Genomic DNA, 20,802 nt, shown 5'->3' with positions numbered 1-20,802 from the left:
CAAGCCAGCTCCCACAGGGTTTCGGGTGTTAATGCAATTGTGCAATTCACCAAGAAACCTGTGGGAGCTGGCTTGCCAGCGATGAGGGCATAAAGCAAAGATCGCAGCCTTCGGCAGCTCCTACAGAATCAAACGCGATGCTTTGATCTTCCCCAAACAAAAACGCCCCGACCAAAAGTCGGGGCGTTTTCATGTACTGCTAAGGCTTAGCGCGGGAATGCTGGCGGATTTACATCAGCCATGTCTTCCATCACGCGAACTACCTGGCAGCTGTAACCGAACTCGTTGTCGTACCAGACATACAGAACAACGCGGTTATCCTGAACGATGGTCGCTTCAGCATCGACCACGCCGGCGTGGCGCGAGCCAACGAAGTCGGTCGAAACAACTTCCTGCGAGTTGACGAAGTCGATTTGCTTGTGCAGATCGGAGTGCAGCGCCATGTAGCGCAGGTACTCGTTCATCTCTTCGCGGGTGGCGGCTTTCTCAAGGTTGAGGTTGAGAATGGCCATCGACACGTTCGGCGTCGGAACACGGATCGCGTTACCGGTCAGCTTGCCGGCCAGCTCAGGCAGGGCCTTGGCAGCAGCGGTGGCAGCACCGGTCTCGGTGATGACCATGTTCAGCGCGGCGCTACGGCCACGGCGATCGCCCTTGTGGAAGTTGTCGATCAGGTTCTGGTCGTTGGTGTACGAGTGAACGGTTTCGACGTGACCGTTGATGATGCCGAACTTGTCATTCACAGCTTTCAGCACCGGCACGATGGCGTTGGTGGTGCAGGAAGCGGCGGACACGATCTTGTCGTCAGCCGTGATTTCGTTGTGGTTGATACCGTGAACGATGTTCTTCAGCTTGCCTTTGCCAGGCGCGGTCAGAACAACGCGGTCGATACCCGGGCAGGCCAGATGCTGACCCAGGCCGTCAGCGTCACGCCATACACCGGTGTTGTCCACCAGCAGTGCGTCTTTGATGCCGTACTGGGTGTAATCCACCTCGGTCGGGTTCTTCGCGTAGATGACCTGAATCAGGTTACCGTTGGCAGTGATGGTGTTGTTTTCTTCGTCGATGGTAATGGTGCCGTTGAACGAACCGTGTACCGAATCGCGGCGCAGCAGGCTGGCGCGTTTGGTCAGGTCGTTTTCGGCGCCTTTGCGCACGACGATGGCACGCAGACGCAGGCCGTCGCCACCACCGGTTTTCTCGATCAGGATGCGCGCCAGCAGACGGCCGATACGACCGAAGCCGTACAGCACAACGTCGGTGCCTTTACGTGCGGAAGCATTTTGCTGACCAACCACGTCAGCCATCTCTTCACGAACGAACTGCTCGGCAGTACGGCCATTGCCTTCGTTGCGGAATTTGAACGCCAACTTGCCCAGATCTACCGAAGCCGCGCCGAGCTTGAGCTCGCTCATGGCCTTGAGCAGTGGGAATGTTTCGTGGACGGAGAGTTCGCTGTCGTCGGAAGAACGGTGGCGAGCAAAGCGGTGAGCTTTGAGAATCGCGATGACAGACTGGTTGATCAGGCTGCGGCCATAGATCGAGCTCACCACGTTGTTATTGCGGTAGAGCTGACCGATAAGCGGAATCATCGCTTCTGCGAGTGCTTCACGGTCGATCCATTCACCAAGACACTGGTCGGGCTTCTGAGTCACGGTAACCTTCCACATGTAGGGGCAGAAAAAAGGGGCTACATTATGCCGCCGACAACCTCATTCAGCAATGCGCGCTTGTCGCGCAATCGGTAACAAAATTCCTTTCAAAAAAAATACGCCCCTCTGCAGACCAATAAAACCGGGGCCTCCAGCGCAGTCAATTTTCCGACGACTGTCAGACGATGTCTGTAACCCTCCGTAACACCACCCGCTTTCGGCACTACATAACCACAAAAAAACTGCTCGTTTTTATGGTTACCACTACATTTCGCCAAAACCACGAAGATAGACGCAGTCTGCAACTGACAGGCAGCACCGGACGCCGCTACAATTACCGACTTTGTCGCAAAGCCTGGAGCTCAACCTTCCGTGCCCGTTCTGCGTCTACCGCTACTCCCTGCCGAAGCAGGTAAACAGCATTGGGGCAATTTGCCCGGTGCTGCCCTCAGCCTGGCAATTGCCGAGGCTGCCAGCGCTGCCAAGCGCTTCACCCTGCTACTGACCGCCGACAGCCAGAGCGCTGAACGACTGGAACAGGAGCTGAGTTTCTTCGCCCCGGATTTGCCCGTACTGCATTTCCCCGACTGGGAAACCCTGCCCTACGACTTGTTCTCGCCGCACCAGGACATCATTTCCCAGCGCATCGCCAGCTTATACAGGCTACCGGAGCTGGAGCACGGTGTGCTGGTGGTGCCGATCACCACGGCTTTGCATCGGTTGGCGCCGACCAAGTTCCTGCTCGGCAGCAGCCTGGTGCTGGATGTCGGGCAGAAACTCGATGTAGAGCAGATGCGCTCGCGGCTCGAAGCCAGCGGCTATCGCTACGTCGACACGGTTTATGAGCACGGCGAATTCACCGTACGGGGCGCGTTGATCGACCTGTTCCCGATGGGCAGCAAATTGCCGTATCGCATCGATCTGTTCGATGACGAAATCGAAACCTTGCGTACCTTCGATCCGGAAAACCAGCGCTCCATCGACAAGGTCGATTCGGTCAAGCTGCTGCCGGCCCGTGAGTTTCCGCTGCAGAAAGACGCGGTCACCCGCTTCAAGGCGCGGTTCCGCGAGCGCTTCGACGTCGACTTCCGTCGCTGCCCGATCTTCCAGGACTTGAGCAGCGGGATTACCCCGGCGGGCATCGAGTACTACCTGCCACTGTTCTTCGACGAAACCTCGACCCTGTTCGATTACTTGCCGCAGGACACCCAGGTGTTCTCGCTGCCGGGCATCGAGCAAGCGGCGGAGAATTTCTGGAACGACGTGCGCAATCGTTACGAAGAGCGTCGCGTCGATCCATCGCGTCCTTTATTGCCGCCCGCCGAATTGTTCCTGCCTGTGGAAGACTGCTTTGCTCGCCTGAAGAGCTGGCCGCGTGTGGTTGCCAGCCAGCAGGACGTCGAAAGCGGCGCCGGCCGCGAGCGCTTCCCGGCGCAGGCACTGCCAAATCTGGCGATCGAAGCCAAAGCCACGCAACCGCTGGCAGCGCTGGCCGGTTTCCTTGATGAATTCCCCGGTCGTGTGTTGTTCACCGCCGAATCCGCCGGTCGTCGCGAAGTCCTGCTGGAGTTGCTCGAACGCCTGAAGCTGCGGCCGAAAACCGTCGACAGTTGGCCGGATTTCGTCGCGAGCAAGGATCGCCTGGCAATCACCATTGCTCCGCTCGACGAAGGCTTGATGCTGGATGACCCAGCGCTGGCACTGGTCGCGGAAAGTCCGCTGTTCGGTCAGCGCGTGATGCAACGCCGTCGTCGCGAGAAACGCAGCGACGTCAGCAACGACGCGGTAATCAAGAACCTCACCGAGCTGCGCGAAGGCGCGCCGGTGGTGCACATCGATCACGGCGTGGGTCGCTACCTCGGTCTGACGATTCTGGAAATCGACAACCAGGCCGCCGAATTCCTTACCCTGGAATACGCCGAGGCCGCCAAGCTCTACGTGCCGGTGGCCAACCTGCACTTGATCGCCCGCTACACCGGTAGCGACGATTCGCTGGCCCCGCTGCACCGCCTCGGCTCCGAGACCTGGCAGAAAGCCAAGCGCAAAGCCGCCGAACAAGTGCGTGACGTCGCCGCTGAACTGCTCGACATCTATGCCCGCCGCGCCGCTCGCGAAGGTTACGCCTTCGCCGATCCGAAAGCCGATTACGCGACGTTCAGCGCCGGCTTCCCGTTCGAAGAAACCCCGGACCAGCAATCGACCATCGAAGCGGTGCGCGAAGACATGCTCGCGCCGAAACCGATGGATCGCCTGGTCTGCGGCGACGTCGGTTTCGGCAAGACCGAAGTGGCCATGCGCGCGGCGTTCATCGCTGTGCATGGTGGCCGCCAAGTGGCGATTCTGGTGCCAACCACCCTGCTCGCCCAGCAACACTACAACAGCTTCCGCGACCGCTTCGCCGACTGGCCGGTGACCGTGGAAGTGATGAGCCGCTTCAAATCGGCCAAGGAAGTCAACGCTGCAATCGCCGATCTGGCGGAAGGCAAGATCGACATCGTCATCGGCACGCACAAGTTGCTGTCCGATGATGTGAAGATCAAAAACCTCGGGCTGGTAATTATCGACGAAGAGCACCGCTTCGGTGTCCGTCAGAAAGAACAGCTCAAGGCCCTGCGCAGCGAAGTCGACATTCTCACCCTGACCGCCACGCCGATTCCGCGCACGCTGAACATGGCAGTGTCCGGCATGCGTGACCTGTCGATCATCGCCACGCCGCCGGCGCGACGCCTGTCGGTGCGCACTTTCGTCATGGAGCAGAACAAGAGCACGGTCAAAGAGGCCCTGTTGCGTGAACTTCTGCGTGGTGGTCAGGTTTACTACTTGCACAACGATGTGAAAACCATCGAGAAATGCGCCGCCGACCTCGCCGAACTGGTGCCGGAAGCCCGTATCGGCATCGGTCACGGACAGATGCGCGAACGCGAACTCGAACAGGTGATGAGCGACTTCTATCACAAGCGCTTCAACGTGCTGATCGCCTCGACCATCATCGAGACCGGCATCGACGTACCGAGCGCCAACACCATCATCATCGAGCGCGCCGACAAGTTCGGCCTGGCGCAACTGCACCAGTTGCGTGGTCGCGTTGGCCGTAGTCACCACCAGGCTTACGCCTACCTGCTGACGCCGCCGCGCCAGCAAATCACTTCGGATGCGGAAAAGCGTCTGGAAGCAATTGCCAATACTCAGGACCTCGGCGCCGGTTTCGTGCTGGCGACCAACGACCTGGAAATCCGTGGCGCCGGCGAACTGCTCGGCGATGGCCAGAGCGGGCAGATTCAGGCCGTGGGCTTCACGCTGTACATGGAAATGCTCGAGCGCGCGGTGAAGTCGATCCGCAAGGGCGAGCAACCGAACCTCGATCAACCGCTCGGCGGTGGGCCGGAAGTCAATCTGCGGGTGCCGGCGCTGATTCCGGAAGACTATCTGCCGGATGTTCACGCTCGCCTGATTCTGTACAAGCGCATTGCTTCGGCGACCGATGAGGAAGGCCTGAAGGATCTGCAAGTCGAGATGATCGACCGTTTCGGCCTGTTGCCGGAACCGACGAAGAATCTGGTGCGCATCACTGCGCTGAAATTGCAGGCTGAGCAACTGGGCATCAAGAAGGTCGATGGCGGGCCACAGGGTGGGCGCATCGAGTTCGAAGCGCAGACTCCCGTTGACCCGATGACGCTGATCAAGCTGATTCAGAGCCAGCCAAAACGTTACAAATTCGAAGGCGCGACGATGTTCAAGTTCCAGGTGCCGATGGAACGCCCGGAAGAGCGCTTTAATACTGTAGAGGCGCTGTTTGAGCGCCTCCTCCCGAAATCCGTTTGAAGGACGCCGCATGCGCCTGTTTCGCTCACTGACTTTGCTACTTACCCTCGTAGCACCCTCGGTTTTCGCCGATGACCTGTATCAGGTCGAAATGATTCTGGTGCGCCAGAACGCCGTGCCCGCCATCGTCAGCCGCGCCGCGCCAGAAGACTGGGCTGCGGGTGCCCAGCGCCTGGGCGATGACAGCAAGCGCACGCCAGCGCTGAATGACGTCGTTACCAAGCTCACCGCCAGCGGCGACTACAGCGTGCTGCTGCACAAGGCCTGGCAGCAAACCCTCGGCGAAACGCCAGCCAAAGTCGCTGTCAGCGACGGTCAAGAGCAATTCGGCCAGTTCCCGATCGAGGGCACGCTGGAGATGAAACTCGGACGCTTCACCGACGTGAACGCCGACTTCTGGGTCAATCAGATCGATGCCAATGGCATGGTCACCGCCAGCGAGCGGCTGAAACAGGACAGCCACACCAAGAACGGCCAACTCAACTATCTCGATAACGGCCATCTGGCCCTGCTGATCAAGATCACCTCCCTGACCGCGCCTGCACCACGGGAAGCGCCTGAAGCCATTCCGGACTGATCGAAGTCCTTATGAACCCGCCGCTGAGCAAACCGTTGGCGCCCTCTTGGGTCAGCCGATTCAAGGAACAGAGCCTGGAGCGTGGCCGTCGCTACGCTCTGGAAAACCGGGTACGCATCGCGCAAGTCGGCGACGCAACGATCACCGCCAGTTGCGAAGGCTCTGGCGGCAACGTCTACCGTCAGACCATTCATCTGCGCGAGTCAGCCAAAGGCACTTTGCTGCTGGTCGATGCTGGCTGCACCTGCCCGGTGCGCACCAACTGCAAACACTGCGCCGCAGTGCTGCTGAAAGTGCAGGAAACCCTCGACTACCCCGCCGCCGCCAAAGACGCCGAATTACTGGAAAAGCTCCAAGCCGTGCTGGAAAACCGTGGCCCGAAAGCCCCGCCGCAAGTGCTGGTCGACAATGTGCAACCCGTGCCGCGCCTGTGGCTGGCCAGTGTCGAGTTCAGCGCCTTCGAACCGCGCAACGGCAAGATGCAGCGCTACATTCAGCACCGCGCGGCGCTGTCGTTCAGCTATCTGGACGAATACGTCAGCGGACAGAAAAACAGCGACATCCTGATCCGTCAGGAAACCCAGACGCTACGGATAAAACGCCATCCAGAAGTCGAACAGTCCTACCGTGAACAGTTAAGAATCCTCGGCTTTCGCATCGCCACGCGGCAGAGCAAAGCGCTGCCGGAAAGCGCCGGCGAACTGTATGAGATGGTCAATGACAGTGCCTGGCTGACGTTCACCCTCAACGATCTGCCGAAGCTGCGCACTCAAGGCTGGGAATTGCAGATCGATGAGGAGTTCGGCTTCGATCTGACCGCCGTGGATGACTGGTACGCCACGGTCGAACAGGCGCCAGAACGCGACTGGTTTGATCTGGAACTTGGGATCATCGTCAATGGCGAGCGCCTGAGTCTGCTGCCGATTCTGCTCAACCTGATGCGCTCGCACGCGGAAATCCTCAACCCGGAACGCTTGGCGCGGCGCCGCGATGACGAGTTGATTCTGGTCAATATTCCTCAGCGCAACAGCGAGCACGGACCGCTGCAAGTGGCGTTGCCGCTGGGCCGGTTGAAACCGGTGTTGATGACGCTTGGCGAGTTCTATTTGCAGGAGCCAGGGGAAACCACGCTGCGCTTGAGCAAGGCGGATGCCACGCGACTCAACTCGCTGGAAGGCCTGCCACTGCTGTGGGAGGGTGGCGAGCAAATCCGTACCTTTGCTCAGCGTCTGCGTGATATTCGTGATTTCAGCGCTGAAGCACCGCAAGGCCTGAACGCGACGCTGCGTCCGTATCAGCTCGAAGGCTTGAGCTGGATGCAATCGCTGCGGCAACTGGAAGTCGGCGGGATTCTTGCGGATGACATGGGCCTGGGTAAAACCCTACAAACCCTGGCGCATATTCTCAGCGAGAAAAACGCCGGACGCCTCGATCGCCCGTGCATGGTGGTGATGCCGACCAGCCTGATTCCAAACTGGCTTGATGAGGCGGCGCACTTCACGCCACAGTTGAAAGTGGTCGCGCTGTACGGCGCCACGCGCAAAAAGCATTTCGATAATCTGGCCGATTTCGACCTGATCCTCACCACTTACGCGCTGCTTCCCAAGGACGTCGAGCGTCTGGCCAAACAGCCGCTGCACGTGCTGGTGCTGGATGAAGCGCAGTACATCAAGAACCCGAACAGCAAAGCCGCACAAGCGGCACGAGAGCTCAACGCACGCCAGCGTCTGTGCCTGAGCGGTACGCCGCTGGAAAACCATCTGGGCGAGCTGTGGTCGCTGTTTCACTTCCTGCTGCCGGGCTGGCTCGGCGATGTAAAAAGCTTTAATGCCGATTACCGTGTACCGATTGAAAAGCGCGGCAGCGAAGTCAGGCTTCAGCACCTCAACGGTCGGATAAAACCGTTTCTGCTGCGCCGGACCAAGGAACAGGTGGCCACCGAGCTGCCGCCGAAAACCGAGATCATCCACTGGGTCGATCTCAACGAAGCGCAACGCGATGTATACGAAACCATGCGCCTGGCGATGGACAAGAAAGTCCGCGACGAAATCACCCGCAAAGGCGTGGCGCGCAGTCAGATCATCATTCTTGAAGCGCTGCTCAAGCTGCGTCAGGTCTGCTGTGATCTGCGCCTGGTCAACGACGCCACCCTGCCCGCTCGCGGCAGCACCTCCGGCAAGCTCGACAGCTTGATGGAAATGCTTGAGGAGCTGTTCGAGGAAGGTCGGCGAATTCTGTTGTTTTCACAGTTCACGTCGATGCTGTCATTGATCGAAGAAGAACTGAAAAAACGTAACGTTTCCTACGCGCTGTTGACCGGTCAGACCCGCGATCGACGTACACCAGTAAAGGAATTCCAGAGCGGCAAGCGTCAGATTTTTCTGATCAGCCTGAAGGCTGGCGGTGTCGGTCTGAACCTGACGGAAGCGGATACGGTGATTCACTACGACCCGTGGTGGAACCCGGCGACCGAGAATCAGGCCACTGACCGCGCATATCGCATCGGCCAGGAAAAACCGGTGTTCGTCTACAAAATGATTGCCCGGGGCACGGTGGAAGAGAAGATTCAGCACCTGCAAAAGGAAAAATCCGACTTGGCGGCGGGCGTGCTGGATGGGCGCAAGGCCGGGGACTGGAAGTTGCAGAGTGATGATATTGAAGCGTTGTTTGCGCCGTTGCCGGACAAGCTCGACAAGCGTTGAGACTTGCGTTGTTAGTTAAAGGGCTATCGCTGGCAAGCCAACTCCCACAGGGTTATGAGTCGTGCACAAGACTCTGATTCAACTCGATACCTGTGGGAGCTGGCTTGCCAGCGATGGGGTCAACTCGGTCTCGGCCGGACTCAGCCCTTGAGTACCCGCGCCAACGCCGACTTCACCTTGCCCATGCCGTCATGCAAAGCCTGCTCGATCTCGGCCATGGTGATCACTTGCGTGGTCTTGCCCGCCGCCGGGTTCACCACCAGCGCCAGACAGGCGTAATCCAGATCCAGCTCACGGGCCAGCGCGGCTTCAGGCATGCCGGTCATGCCGACGATGTCGCAGCCATCGCGCTCCAGACGCACGATCTCGGCAACGGTTTCCAGACGCGGGCCTTGGGTGCAGGCGTAAACGCCTTGATCGCTGTACTCGCAGCCTTCAGCGGCCACGGCGGCAATCAATTGCTGACGCAACGGCTCGCTGTAAGGAAAGCTGAAGTCGATGTGAGTGACCTGCTCCAGATCATCGGCGAAAAAGGTGTGCTCGCGCCCACTGGTATAGTCGACGATCTGGTGTGGCACGCAGAAATGCCCGGTACCCATGGCCGAATGAATGCCACCCACGGCATTCACGGCGATGATCGCTTCGGCGCCGGCCTGCTTCAGCGCCCACAGATTGGCGCGGTAGTTGACCTTGTGCGGCGGAACACGATGCGGATGGCCGTGACGGGCGAGAAACAACACTTCCTTGCCAGCGTACTCGCCAAGCTGAACTTCGGCCGACGGTGCGCCGTAGGGGGTGTCCACCGCCAGCGATTGACGAATGGTCAAGCCGTCCAGCTGGGTCAATCCGGTGCCGCCGATGATTGCGTAGACCGTCATAACGAAAATCCTTAATCGATCAGCTGAGCGTCTTTGAGCGCGCCGATGGCGGTGAGCCAGCGCGGATCCTGACGGTAATAGGTGCTGGCGAATGCTTGACCGCGCATGCGGGCGATGCGCGCGGATGGCTTGACCTTCATGCGTTGCGCGGCGCTCAAGGCGAGCTCAGCGGCAGCTCGGTCGTTGCACACCAGGCCCATGTCGCATCCGGCGGTCAACGCCGCTTCAATACGACTGGCAGCGTCGCCGACCACGTGGGCACCGGCCATCGACAAGTCGTCGCTGAAGATGACGCCGTCGAATTGCAACTCACCGCGCAGGATGTCCTGCAGCCAGCGCCGGGAGAAACCGGCAGGCTGCGAATCCACTTGTGGATAAATGACATGGGCCGGCATCACCGCAGCGAGTTGCTTGCTGAGTCTGGCAAACGGCACGAGATCGTTGGCGCGGATCTCCTCGAGGCTGCGCTCGTCATTCGGGATCGCTACATGGGAATCCGCTTCCGCCCAGCCGTGACCGGGGAAGTGCTTACCGGTGGCGGCCATGCCCGCGCTGTTCATGCCGCGAATGAATGCTCCGGCGAGCAACGCGGCGCGCCCGGGATCACCTTCGAACGAACGGGTGCCGACCACAGCGCTACGCTGGTAATCGAGATCGAGCACGGGTGCGAAGCTCAGGTCGAGGCCGACGGCCAGCACTTCGGTGGCCATGATCCAGCCGCACTGTTCGGCGAGGTATTCGGCATTCGGGTTGTCGGCGATGGCGCGCATGGCCGGCAAACGCACGAAGCCTTGGCGCAGACGCTGCACGCGTCCACCCTCTTGATCCACCGCCAGCAGCAGATCCGGGCGGATCGCGCGAATCGCTGCGCTCAGCTCACGCACCTGACGCGGATGCTCGATGTTACGCGCGAAAATGATCAGGCCGCCCACTTCGGGCTGACGCAACAATTGGCGATCTTCAGCCGTCAGCCAAGTACCGGCGACGTCCACCATCAACGAGCCTTGCAGGCCAGCAGTCATAGAGATTCCTTGAAAACGAAAAACCCGATCTGCAGGAAATCGCTACCGTGAGCCATGCTCGGCAGGTCAGCGATTGCTATGGAGATCGGGTTCAGAACGAGAGTCGGCATGGGCGGCTAGCTTAGCGGATACAAGCAGCCGCGCCCACCCGTGCACGGTTAAACCTTGGCGGCGACCGGCGTTGATTTGCTGCGCGGACGCAGTTGCGCGGAGGCCATCGCCGCATCAGTGACGCCAGTCTCAGCGCGCATGCCCGCAGCGAGAAACGGCACCATCAGGCGCATGACTTGTTCGATGGAGGTATTGACGCCGAAATCGGTCTCGGCAATCGCGCGCAAGGCCTTGATGCCGGACATGCTGAACGCCGCGGCGCCGAGCATGAAGTGCACGCGCCAGAACAGTTCGATCGGCGGAATACGTGGCGCGGCTTCGTTGACCAGCAACATGTAGCGACGGAAAACCTTGCCGTACATGTCTTCCAGATAGCGGCGCAAGTGGCCCTGACTCTGGCTGAACGCGAGGCCGAGCAGGCGCATGAAGATCGACAGATCGTTGCCGCTGCGTGGCTGAACCACGAGGGCTTGCTCGACGAGGATTTCCAGCAACTCCTCAAGCGTCGGCTTGTTTTCAGGCTTGGCCTGACGCCGCTCCAGCTCTTTATCGAGGCTGATGCAGAACGGCCCGAGGAAGCGCGAGAACACTGCCTGAATCAGCGCTTTCTTCGAGCCGAAGTGATAGTTCACTGCTGCCAGGTTGACGCCAGCCTTGCTGGTGATCAAACGCAATGAGGTTTCAGCGAAACCTTTCTCCGCGAACAACTGCTCGGCAGCATCAAGAATGCGTTCAACGGTTTCCGACTGGGCCATGGCTACTCCGCCTGACAAACACTTGTTTGAAACATACGTTTCAGCCTGTGCCTTGTCAAGCCTGCCAGTTCGTTTTGGGAATGGTCGGTCAGCTATTTAACCACACAAGGCAGACGCTTTAATAAACGCTTCTCCCGACCGTCCGGCAGCAGGCCAAAAAACGGGCATTGCCAAGAGCGTTTCACTGTATATAATCCCAGTCACTGTATAAAAAGACAGAGCGATCAATATGCTAAAGCTGACGCCACGCCAAGCCGAGATTCTGGCCTTTATCAAACGTTGCCTCGAAGACAACGGCTACCCGCCAACCCGCGCGGAAATCGCTCAGGAACTGGGCTTCAAATCGCCCAATGCTGCCGAAGAACACCTCAAGGCTCTGGCCCGCAAGGGTGCGATAGAGATGACGCCCGGTGCTTCACGCGGCATCCGCATCCCGGGCTTTGAAGCCAAGGCTGATGACTCCACCCTGCCGATCATTGGCCGGGTCGCCGCAGGCGCTCCTATCCTCGCCCAACAACACATCGAAGAATCTTGCAACATCAATCCAGCCTTCTTCCATCCTCGTGCCGACTATCTGTTGCGCGTGCATGGCATGAGCATGAAGGACATCGGTATTTTTGATGGCGACCTGCTGGCCGTTCACACCACACGTGAAGCGCGCAATGGCCAGGTCGTCGTCGCCCGCATCGGCGATGAAGTGACCGTCAAACGCTTCAAGCGTGAAGGCAGCAAGGTCTGGCTGATTGCCGAGAATCCAGAGTTCGCCCCTATCGAAGTTGACCTGAAAGATCAGGAACTGGTGATCGAAGGCTTGAGTGTCGGCGTCATTCGCCGCTAAAGGAGGCTTTATGCAGTTCCCACACACACCTCAGCAAACACAACTGACTTTATTCGAAGCGTTTCTGGCGCAACCGATGGCGCCGATCCTGAAAGAAGTGGTCGAACGTCCGTGGAATGCCGAGCCTGAAGTATTCAGTGAGCTGTCACTGCGCGGTGCGGCCGGGAACTGCCTCAACCTGCTTGCCCCGATCCTTCGCGAACTCAGTGAAGATCAGGACGCTCGCTGGCTGACGTTGATCGCGCCACCCGCCAGCCTGACGCAAACCTGGCTGCGGGACGCTGGCCTGAACCGCGAACGCATTCTGCTGCTGCAACCTCGGGGCACTCAAAGTGCTCAGCAACTGGCGTGCGAAGCACTGCGTCTGGGCCGTAGCCATACAGTGGTCACTTGGCTCAATCCGCTGAACGCACATTCACGGCACCAGCTGATCAGCGCCGCACGCACGGGCGATGCTCAGAGCCTGAACATTCGATTGGGTTAGTAGCTTGGCAACACGCGCTGTGTGAAGCGCAGGGCTTCTCAAAGGACAGAGAAGCCGATCTGAAGCGATAACGTCAAAAAGAAAAACCGATGGGGATCAATGAAGAACCCGCGGCCCCTCTTCCTTATCAAACTCGCCTTCAACCATACGGCCTGCCATCTGAACGCCGACGCTCAACATGGCCTTGGCGATTTCGACGTGCTGACCTTGCAGGAACGCCTTGGCATCCTCGGAGAAATCCAGCGTCACCAGAGAACCTTCGTCCTCAGCCCTGCGCAGTTCGATTCGGCCGTCTGGTAACTCGACAATTTCTAGAAAGGACGTTGGCATGTAGGTCTGTTCTCCACGAAAGGCAGCGATTATATAGACATCATTCAGGCTTCGCTTGGGATCTTGACCAGCAGCATGTTTCAGATTGCCACCGTGTCAATCACCCTCAGCACTCATTCAAGCCTTCGCGAAAGCGCAAAGCCAAGCCTTTAAGGTTTTGCCGCCAGCTCTCCAGCTCCTCTCGGTTCAACTCTTCAGTCGCCTCTTCTTCGTCCAGATTAACGGCCTGAATCAATGGCTGCGTCACATCGCCTTTTGGCTTATGGGGTGCGCGAGGCGGTTGAAACATTGCCGAATGCGCCGCCAGCAGCTTTGCCAGCCACGTTTCGGAATTCCCTGCCAGCTCGATCATTTCCGCCAGCTCCGGGATCGCGATCGATTCAAGCACTTCGCGTGTCAGTAACACCTCTGCACGTGGCGCATTGGCTTGTGGCAGACGATAGAAACCAGCGATTTCATGGCAAAGACCCAGCAAGGCGCCGTAGAGGTGAAACAACGCCGATTCTCGCCCGGCCTGAATCAGCGCCAAGGAATTCATCGCCCGCCCTTCTTCAGCGCGAGCCAAGGCTTCGAGCGACAGGCCGGCGAAATAGATCTTCTGGTTGGTACGGGTATAGAGCTCGTGGGCCATGACGGCAGTCTCCACTACGAAATAATTGCTTCACACAGGCCGGACAGTGTCGTGGATCAGCCGATCCCACCGCAAGCACAAAACAAAAAGGCCGCATGAAAACCCGAGGGTGCTCATGCGGCCTTTCAGTATCAGGCTAACGCTTACTCAGCTTTGGCCTTCGTACGCTTGTCTTCCACCGTCCATTTACCGCCATCGTAGTAAGCCTTCCAACCGGTAGGCTTGCCGTCGACTTCGGTCTGCACGTATTGCTCCTTGGTCTTGCGGCTGTAGCGGATGACCGCTGGCAGACCATCAGGATCCTTCTGCGGTGCTTCACAGAGGAAATGATACTTCGGATCGATCTCGTCCTTGTGCGGCAGGATCTCGATCACCAGCGGAGCACGGGTCTCGCGGTTTTTCGGGAACTGACTTGCCGCCAGGAACAGACCGGAAGCACCGTCGCGCAGGATGTAGGTGTCGTTGACCTTTTCGCACTTCAACTCAGGCATCTTCACCGGATCCATCTTCGGCGGCGCCGCGTCACCACTCTTCAGCAGTTTGCGAGTGTTCTTGCACTCAGGGTTGGTGCAACCGAAGAACTTACCGAAACGACCGGTTTTGAGCTGCATCTCGCTGCCGCACTTGTCGCATTCCAGGCTCGGACCTTCGTAGCCCTTGATGCGATAGCTGCCTTCTTCGATTTCATAGCCGGCGCAATCCGGGTTGTTACCGCAGATGTGCAGCTTGCGCTTCTCATCGAGCAGGTAAGCGTCCATCGCCGTGCTGCAGATCGGGCAGCGATGCTTGCCACGCAGTACCAGCGACTCGGATTCACCTTCGTCGTCCGCAGCGATTTCATCGCCTGGCACCAGGTTAACGGTAGCCTTGCAACGCTCTTTCGGCGGCAGGCTGTAGCCCGAGCAACCGAGGAACACGCCAGTCGAAGCAGTACGAATCTGCATCGGCCGACCGCAAGTGGTGCACGGAATATCTGTCATCACCGGTTGGTTGGCACGCATGCCGCTGTCCGGGTTTTCGGCCACTTCGAGTTTCTTTTTGAAGTCGCCGTAGAACTCGTCGAGCACGCTTTTCCAGTCGCGCTCGCCCTGCGCCACGTCATCGAGATTCTCTTCCATGCCGGCGGTGAAGCCATAGTCCATCAGGTTCGAGAAGCTCTCGGACAGACGCTCGGTAACGATATCGCCCATCTTTTCCGAATAGAAACGACGGTTGTGCAGGGTCACGTAGCCGCGATCCTGAATGGTCGAAATGATCGCGGCGTAAGTCGACGGACGACCGATGCCACGTTTTTCCATTTCTTTAACCAGGCTTGCTTCCGAGTAACGCGCCGGCGGCTTGGTGAAGTGCTGGGACGGATCAAGCTTGATCAGCTTCATCACGTCGCCCTGCGCCATATCAGGCAGAACGTCGTCGTCGCCTGGCTTGGCAATTTGCGGCATGACACGGGTGTAACCGTCGAACTTGAGGATACGGCCCTTGGCACGCAGCTCGAAATCGCCAGCGCCAACGCTGACAGTGGTCGACAGGTATTGCGCCGGCAGCATCTGGCAAGCGAGGAACTGGCGCCAGATCAACTCGTAGAGACGCTCGGCGTCGCGCTCCATGCCTGCCAGTTTGCTCGGAATGGTGTTGGCGTCAGAAGGACGAATCGCTTCGTGAGCCTCTTGTGCGCCTTCCTTGCTGCTGTAGACGTTCGGCGTTTCCGGCAGATACTTCTTGCCGAACTCGTCTTCAATATAAGCACGCGCCATCGTCACGGCGTCAGCCGAGAGGTTGGTCGAGTCGGTACGCATATATGTGATGTAGCCGGCTTCGTACAAACGCTGAGCCATCATCATGGTTTTCTTCACGCCGAAGCCCAGGCGGTTACTTGCAGCCTGTTGCAGGGTGGACGTGATAAACGGAGCCGAGGGTTTGCTGCTGGTCGGCTTGTCTTCGCGCTTGACGATGCTGTAGCTGGAAGACTTGAGCTTCTCCAGCGCGGCCATGGCCTGAGCTTCGTTGAGCGGCTTGAAGGCTTCACCTTTCTCACGAGCGACTTCGAAACGCACGGTCGAGCCTTTGGTGGTACCGAGATCGGCATGCACTTCCCAGTACTCTTCCGGGTTGAAGGCACGGATTTCGCGTTCACGCTCGACCACCAGCTTCACGGCAACCGATTGCACACGACCGGCGGACAGACCACGGGCAATCTTCGCCCACAGCAGCGGCGAGACCATGTAGCCCACAACACGGTCAAGGAAACGACGCGCCTGCTGTGCGTTGACACGATCAATGTCCAGCTCGCCAGGTTCCGAGAACGCTTCCTGAATCGCCTTCTTGGTGATTTCGTTAAACACCACGCGCTTGTAGCGGCTGTCGTCACCACCGATGGCTTCGCGCAGGTGCCAAGCAATGGCTTCCCCCTCGCGATCCAAGTCGGTTGCGAGATAGATGGTGTCAGCATCTTTGGCGAGCCGGCGCAGCTCTTCGATGACCTTTTCCTTGCCCGGGAGGATCTCGTACTTGGCTTTCCAGCCCTGATCGGGATCGACACCCATCCGCGAGACCAGCTGCTTGCGCGCTTTCTCTTTCGGCGAGAGCACCGGACCTTCGCCCGCAGCAGCCTTGCCGCGCTTGGCGGCTGGCTCTTTGCTGGCGCTAGCCGAACCGCTGGTGGGCAGGTCTCGGATATGGCCGATACTCGACTTCACCACGTATTGGTTACCCAGATACTTGTTGATGGTCTTGGCCTTAGCCGGGGATTCCACAATGACCAGCGATTTGCCCATGGATCAGAAAATTCCTGAATTCTAGAAGTGAAAGGCGGTTGGCGCCTGACGCGGCACCGCTATATATAGTTGATACAAGGTGAGGTCAAGCACAGGGTTTCCTGCGCACTGGCCTCATGCCTTGGAAAAAAGGCTCGGTTCGGCTTGCACCAAAGCAAAGCGCGGCACCTGCTCGCCGTCAACCTCGACCGACTCGAGAAACATGCTCAGCGGGCGCACCCAAAAGCCGTATTCCCCATACAGGGCTTGGTAAAACACCACTTCTTCTTCGGTTTCGGAATGCCGCGCAACACTGAATACGCGGTACTGCGGACCTTTGTAATGTTGGTAGAGCCCTGGTTGTATCGGCATGCTTTGGCCCTCACTCAAATTTTTTCAAAATAAAAATAAAATAAATCCGCAAAAACAAAAACCGGGGCACTTGGCCCCGGCTTCCATCGACGAGACGCTTAAACGCGTTCGAAGACGGTGGAGATGCCTTGGCCGAGACCAATGCACATAGTGGCCACCCCGAAGGTGCCGCTATTCTGCTTCATCACGTTCAGCAAGGTGCCGGAAATACGGGCACCGGAGCAACCGAACGGGTGACCCAGGGCGATCGCGCCGCCGTGCAGGTTAACCTTCTCGTTCATCTTGTCGAGCACTTTCAGATCTTTCAGCACTGGCAAAGCCTGTGCAGCGAAAGCTTCGTTAAGCTCGAAGAAGTCGATATCGTTGATACCAAGACCTGCGCGCTTCAGGGCTTTCTGTGTCGCCGGAACTGGACCATAGCCCATGATTGCCGGATCCACACCTGCCACTGCCATCGAACGGATAACCGCCATTGGCTGGATACCCAGATCCTGCGCACGCTGCGCCGACATCACGATCATGCACGAAGCACCATCAGTGATCTGCGACGAAGTACCGGCAGTCACGGTGCCGCCCTTTGGATTGAAGGCTGGCTTGAGAGCCGCCAGACTTTCCAGGGTGGTTTCCGGACGAATGGTTTCGTCGTAGTCGAACAGTTTCAGGAAACCGTTCTCGTCGTAGCCCTGCATCGGGATGATTTCGTCTTTGAACTTGCCTTCCACGGTTGCCTTGTGGGCCAACTGGTGGGAACGCACGCCGAAAGCATCTTGCTGCTCGCGAGTGATGCCGTGCATTTTGCCGAGCATTTCAGCGGTCAGACCCATCATGCCCGAGGCTTTCGCCGCGTACAGCGACATGTGCGGGTTAGGATCGACGCCATGCATCATGCTCACGTGGCCCATATGCTCGACGCCGCCAACCACGAACACGTCACCGTTACCGGTCATGATCGCTTGCGCAGCGGTGTGCAGCGCGCTCATCGACGAGCCACACAGACGGCTGACGGTCTGGCCGGCCGAAGTGTGCGGGATCTGGGTCATCAGCGACGCCATGCGCGCGATATTCCAGCCCTGCTCGAGGGTCTGGTTGACGCAGCCCCAGATCACGTCCTCGACTTCAGCAGGATCGACCTTGGCGTTACGTTCCAGCAATTTGCTGATCAGGTGCGCCGACATGTCTTCAGCGCGGGTGTTGCGGTGCATGCCGCCCTTGGAGCGGCCCATCGGAGTACGACCGAAGTCGACAATCACGACGTCTCTTGGATTCAAGCTCATAAAATTTCACTCTCGCTCAAAAGTTGGGACGCTTAACCGAAGAACCGTTGGCCGTTTTTGGCCATTTCACGCAGCTTCGCGGTCGGGTGGTACAGCGCGCCCAAATCAGCGTACTGGTCAGCCAAGGCGACGAACTCGGCAACACCGATCGAATCGATGTAGCGCAGTGCACCGCCACGGAATGGAGGGAAACCGATACCGTAGACCAGACCCATGTCGGCTTCGGCGGCAGTTTCAACGATACCGTCTTCCAGGCAACGCACGGTTTCCAGGCACAGCGGGATCATCATCCAATTGATGATGTCTTCGTCAGTGACTTCACGCTGCTCGTAAACGATCGGCTTGAGCACTTCCAGCACCGACGGATCGGCGACTTTCTTCTGCTTGCCTTTCTTGTCGGCCTCGTAAGCGTAGAAACCCTTGCCGTTCTTCTGGCCCAGGCGCTTGGCTTCGTACAGCACGTCGATGGCCGAACGACGGTCATCCTTCATGCGGTCCGGGAAACCCTCAGCCATTACGTCACGACCATGGTGACCGGTGTCGATACCGACCACGTCCATCAGGTACGCCGGGCCCATCGGCCAGCCGAATTTTTCCATGACCTTGTCGATACGGACGAAGTCCACACCGGCGCTGACCAGCTTGGCGAAGCCACCGAAGTACGGGAACAGTACGCGGTTGACCAGGAAGCCCGGGCAGTCGTTGACGACGATCGGGTTCTTGCCCATTTTCTTGGCGTAGGCAACGGTGGTGGCGACAGCCAGCTCACTCGATTTCTCGCCACGGATCACTTCCACCAGCGGCATCATGTGCACCGGATTGAAGAAGTGCATGCCGACGAAGTTTTCCGGACGCTTGAGGGCTTTCGCCAGCAGGCTGATGGAAATGGTCGAAGTGTTGGACGCGAGGATTGTGTCCTCTTTGACCTGACCTTCGACTTCTGCCAATACAGCTTGCTTGACCTTCGGGTTCTCGACGACCGCTTCGACAACCAGATCGACGTGACCGAAGTCGCCGTAGGACAGGGTCGGACGAATGCCGTTGAGCACTTCAGCCATTTTTGCAGCGGTCATGCGACCTTTATCAACGCGGCCAACCAGCAGTTTGGCGGCTTCAGCCAGGCCCTGCTCGATACCGTGCTCGTTGATGTCCTTCATCAGGATCGGCGTGCCTTTGGAGGCCGACTGATATGCGATACCGCCACCCATGATGCCGGCGCCGAGTACGGCAGCCTGCTTCACGTCTTTGGCGATTTCGTCATAGGCCTTGGCCTTTTTCTTCAGTTCCTGATCGTTCAGGAACAGACCGATCAAGCTCTGCGCAGCAGAGGTCTTGGCCAGTTTGACGAAACCGGCGGCTTCGACTTCCAGCGCCTTGTCACGACCGAAGTTCGCGGCTTTCTGGATGGTCTTGATCGCTTCAACCGGCGCCGGGTAGTTCGGGCCAGCCTGACCGGCGACGAAACCTTTGGCGGTTTCGAAAGCCATCATTTGTTCAATGGCGTTCAGCTTGAGTTTTTCAAGTTTCGGCTGACGCTTGGCCTTGTAATCGAACTCGCCGGAGATGGCGCGCTTGATCAGTTCAAGGGCAGCTTCCTGCAGCTTCTCTGGAGCAACCACGGCGTCGACGGCGCTGACTTTCAGAGCGTCTTCAGGGCGGTTTTCCTTGCCGGCGGCAATCCACTCGATAGCGTTGTCGACACCGATCAGACGCGGCAGACGCACGGTGCCGCCGAAGCCTGGGTAGATGCCCAGTTTGACTTCCGGCAGACCGATCTTGGCCTTGGTGGACATGACGCGATAGTCAGCTGCCAGGCACATTTCCAGACCGCCGCCAAGAGCGATGCCATTGATGGCCGCTACAGTCGGAACGTTGAGGTCTTCGAAATCGCTGAAGATCTTGTTGGCTTCGAGATTGCCAGCAACCAGCTCGGCATCCGGCAGCTTGAAGTTGTCGACAAATTCGGTGATGTCGGCGCCGACGATGAAAACGTCCTTGCCACTGCTGACGATCACGCCCTTGATCGAAGCATCTGCCTTGATGGTGTCTACGGCCTGACGAAGTTCGTTCAGGGTTAGACGGTTGAACTTGTTGACGGACTCACCCTTGAGGTCGAATTTCAATTCGACGATGCCACTTTCAAGAGCTTTAACCGTGATGGCTTTACCTTCGTAAATCATCAACTGATCTCCACGATATGGAAGCTGAACAGTACACGTCGGACGCAGGCGAATGGCTTGGCAGGACGCTTTTTCGTCGATGCTAACGCCAATCCACCCGGCACACCCGCCAACGCGATAGTCGGGATTCTGTAGGAGCAGTCTGTAAGACAAACGCTCAATTCATACGCCCGTTTGATTTGGGTACGTCACCTTCACGGAATTTCCGACAATTGTCAATCGCCCAAAATACGGGTTGAAATGCGACTTTGCGGTCATTTCCGTACCACGAAGACCCACAACACGCGTCTGCATGTGAAGCCATTCATAGAATCAATAGTTAGAAAATTCGCCCTAATTCGCTGCGCACCTTGTTTAACAGGCTACGCTGGCTGGACGACCGGGAAATGCCCCGAGTATTCGGAGCCGGATCCGTCAAAAA

Annotated in this window: 15 protein-coding genes; 5 read left to right on the top strand and 10 right to left on the bottom strand. The window is 58.3% G+C overall.

Annotated elements, in window-relative coordinates; translation table 11 throughout:
- Positions 1 to 206: 206 nt before the first annotated feature.
- On the bottom strand, positions 207 to 1,670 hold the full coding sequence (locus EJA71_RS07940; RefSeq protein ID WP_158955721.1) for a glyceraldehyde-3-phosphate dehydrogenase: 1,464 nt from the start codon (positions 1,668 to 1,670) through the stop codon (positions 207 to 209).
- A 354-nt stretch (positions 1,671 to 2,024) separates the two neighbouring features.
- Here EJA71_RS07940 and mfd point away from each other — a divergent pair, with 354 nt between their 5' ends.
- The 3 genes from mfd to EJA71_RS07925 are packed head-to-tail and all read left to right on the top strand — an operon-like array spanning position 2,025 to position 8,753.
- On the top strand, positions 2,025 to 5,474 hold the full coding sequence (mfd, locus tag EJA71_RS07935) for a transcription-repair coupling factor (RefSeq protein ID WP_158955719.1): 3,450 nt from the start codon (positions 2,025 to 2,027) through the stop codon (positions 5,472 to 5,474).
- 10 nt (positions 5,475 to 5,484) lie between these two features.
- Positions 5,485 to 6,051, top strand: coding sequence for a CsiV family protein (locus EJA71_RS07930; protein ID WP_158955717.1), 567 nt, complete (start codon positions 5,485 to 5,487; stop codon positions 6,049 to 6,051).
- Between the two features lie 11 nt (positions 6,052 to 6,062).
- On the top strand, positions 6,063 to 8,753 hold the full coding sequence (locus tag EJA71_RS07925; RefSeq protein WP_158955715.1) for a DEAD/DEAH box helicase: 2,691 nt from the start codon (positions 6,063 to 6,065) through the stop codon (positions 8,751 to 8,753).
- Between the two features lie 140 nt (positions 8,754 to 8,893).
- Here the strand turns inward: EJA71_RS07925 and EJA71_RS07920 are convergent, their stop codons facing one another.
- From EJA71_RS07920 to EJA71_RS07910, 3 genes are all read right to left on the bottom strand, one after another.
- Complete coding sequence (locus tag EJA71_RS07920) at positions 8,894 to 9,631, bottom strand: S-methyl-5'-thioinosine phosphorylase (protein WP_158955713.1); 738 nt, start codon at positions 9,629 to 9,631, stop codon at positions 8,894 to 8,896.
- A gap of 11 nt (positions 9,632 to 9,642) precedes the next feature.
- Complete coding sequence (nagZ, locus tag EJA71_RS07915) at positions 9,643 to 10,653, bottom strand: beta-N-acetylhexosaminidase (RefSeq protein ID WP_158955711.1); 1,011 nt, start codon at positions 10,651 to 10,653, stop codon at positions 9,643 to 9,645.
- Positions 10,654 to 10,811: 158 nt separating this feature from the next.
- A complete protein-coding gene (locus EJA71_RS07910) occupies positions 10,812 to 11,519 on the bottom strand; it encodes a TetR/AcrR family transcriptional regulator (RefSeq protein ID WP_158955709.1) in 708 nt (235 codons plus the stop codon).
- Between the two features lie 229 nt (positions 11,520 to 11,748).
- On the opposite strand from EJA71_RS07910, the gene lexA reads away from it, so the two are divergent.
- Positions 11,749 to 12,357 (top strand): transcriptional repressor LexA, encoded by a 609-nt coding sequence (gene lexA / locus EJA71_RS07905; RefSeq protein WP_003226590.1) that lies wholly within the window; start codon positions 11,749 to 11,751, stop codon positions 12,355 to 12,357.
- 10 nt (positions 12,358 to 12,367) lie between these two features.
- Positions 12,368 to 12,841, top strand: coding sequence for an SOS-induced cell division inhibitor SulA (gene sulA / locus EJA71_RS07900; RefSeq protein WP_158955708.1), 474 nt, complete (start codon positions 12,368 to 12,370; stop codon positions 12,839 to 12,841).
- Between the two features lie 96 nt (positions 12,842 to 12,937).
- On the opposite strand, the gene EJA71_RS07895 is transcribed toward sulA, so the two are convergent.
- The 6 genes from EJA71_RS07895 to fadB all read right to left on the bottom strand — a co-directional run bounded on the left by EJA71_RS07895 (position 12,938) and on the right by fadB (position 20,381).
- Positions 12,938 to 13,171, bottom strand: a complete 234-nt coding sequence (locus tag EJA71_RS07895) for a hypothetical protein (RefSeq protein ID WP_003226592.1) — start codon at positions 13,169 to 13,171, stop codon at positions 12,938 to 12,940.
- 106 nt (positions 13,172 to 13,277) lie between these two features.
- On the bottom strand, positions 13,278 to 13,802 hold the full coding sequence (locus EJA71_RS07890; protein ID WP_158955706.1) for a DUF6586 family protein: 525 nt from the start codon (positions 13,800 to 13,802) through the stop codon (positions 13,278 to 13,280).
- A 143-nt stretch (positions 13,803 to 13,945) separates the two neighbouring features.
- A complete protein-coding gene (gene topA, locus EJA71_RS07885; RefSeq protein ID WP_158955704.1) occupies positions 13,946 to 16,576 on the bottom strand; it encodes a type I DNA topoisomerase in 2,631 nt (876 codons plus the stop codon).
- Positions 16,577 to 16,690: 114 nt separating this feature from the next.
- On the bottom strand, positions 16,691 to 16,927 hold the full coding sequence (locus EJA71_RS07880; RefSeq protein WP_064392833.1) for a DUF1653 domain-containing protein: 237 nt from the start codon (positions 16,925 to 16,927) through the stop codon (positions 16,691 to 16,693).
- Positions 16,928 to 17,025: 98 nt separating this feature from the next.
- Positions 17,026 to 18,201 (bottom strand): acetyl-CoA C-acyltransferase FadA, encoded by a 1,176-nt coding sequence (fadA, locus tag EJA71_RS07875; RefSeq protein ID WP_007910465.1) that lies wholly within the window; start codon positions 18,199 to 18,201, stop codon positions 17,026 to 17,028.
- A 32-nt stretch (positions 18,202 to 18,233) separates the two neighbouring features.
- Positions 18,234 to 20,381, bottom strand: a complete 2,148-nt coding sequence (fadB, locus tag EJA71_RS07870; protein ID WP_158955702.1) for a fatty acid oxidation complex subunit alpha FadB — start codon at positions 20,379 to 20,381, stop codon at positions 18,234 to 18,236.
- Between the last annotated feature and the right edge of the window lie 421 nt (positions 20,382 to 20,802).

Source organism: Pseudomonas sp. PB106, from assembly GCF_009764645.1.
Taxonomy (GTDB): Bacteria; Pseudomonadota; Gammaproteobacteria; order Pseudomonadales; family Pseudomonadaceae; genus Aquipseudomonas.
Note: the sequence above shows the minus strand (reverse complement) of the source record. Positions and strands in the feature narration are given on the sequence as shown.

What these genes read in the sequence shown, in the direction of transcription:
- EJA71_RS07880 (WP_064392833.1), bottom strand. Translation starts at nt 16,927, where the DNA reads ATGCCGATACAACCAGGGCTCTACCAACATTACAAAGGTCCGCAGTAC.
- EJA71_RS07940 (WP_158955721.1), bottom strand. Translation starts at nt 1,670, where the DNA reads ATGTGGAAGGTTACCGTGACTCAGAAGCCCGACCAGTGTCTTGGTGAA.
- EJA71_RS07930 (WP_158955717.1), top strand. Translation starts at nt 5,485, where the DNA reads ATGCGCCTGTTTCGCTCACTGACTTTGCTACTTACCCTCGTAGCACCC.
- lexA (WP_003226590.1), top strand. Translation starts at nt 11,749, where the DNA reads ATGCTAAAGCTGACGCCACGCCAAGCCGAGATTCTGGCCTTTATCAAA.
- topA (WP_158955704.1), bottom strand. Translation starts at nt 16,576, where the DNA reads ATGGGCAAATCGCTGGTCATTGTGGAATCCCCGGCTAAGGCCAAGACC.
- EJA71_RS07910 (WP_158955709.1), bottom strand. Translation starts at nt 11,519, where the DNA reads ATGGCCCAGTCGGAAACCGTTGAACGCATTCTTGATGCTGCCGAGCAG.
- EJA71_RS07890 (WP_158955706.1), bottom strand. Translation starts at nt 13,802, where the DNA reads ATGGCCCACGAGCTCTATACCCGTACCAACCAGAAGATCTATTTCGCC.
- sulA (WP_158955708.1), top strand. Translation starts at nt 12,368, where the DNA reads ATGCAGTTCCCACACACACCTCAGCAAACACAACTGACTTTATTCGAA.
- fadB (WP_158955702.1), bottom strand. Translation starts at nt 20,381, where the DNA reads ATGATTTACGAAGGTAAAGCCATCACGGTTAAAGCTCTTGAAAGTGGC.
- fadA (WP_007910465.1), bottom strand. Translation starts at nt 18,201, where the DNA reads ATGAGCTTGAATCCAAGAGACGTCGTGATTGTCGACTTCGGTCGTACT.
- EJA71_RS07895 (WP_003226592.1), bottom strand. Translation starts at nt 13,171, where the DNA reads ATGCCAACGTCCTTTCTAGAAATTGTCGAGTTACCAGACGGCCGAATC.
- EJA71_RS07925 (WP_158955715.1), top strand. Translation starts at nt 6,063, where the DNA reads ATGAACCCGCCGCTGAGCAAACCGTTGGCGCCCTCTTGGGTCAGCCGA.
- EJA71_RS07920 (WP_158955713.1), bottom strand. Translation starts at nt 9,631, where the DNA reads ATGACGGTCTACGCAATCATCGGCGGCACCGGATTGACCCAGCTGGAC.
- nagZ (WP_158955711.1), bottom strand. Translation starts at nt 10,653, where the DNA reads ATGACTGCTGGCCTGCAAGGCTCGTTGATGGTGGACGTCGCCGGTACT.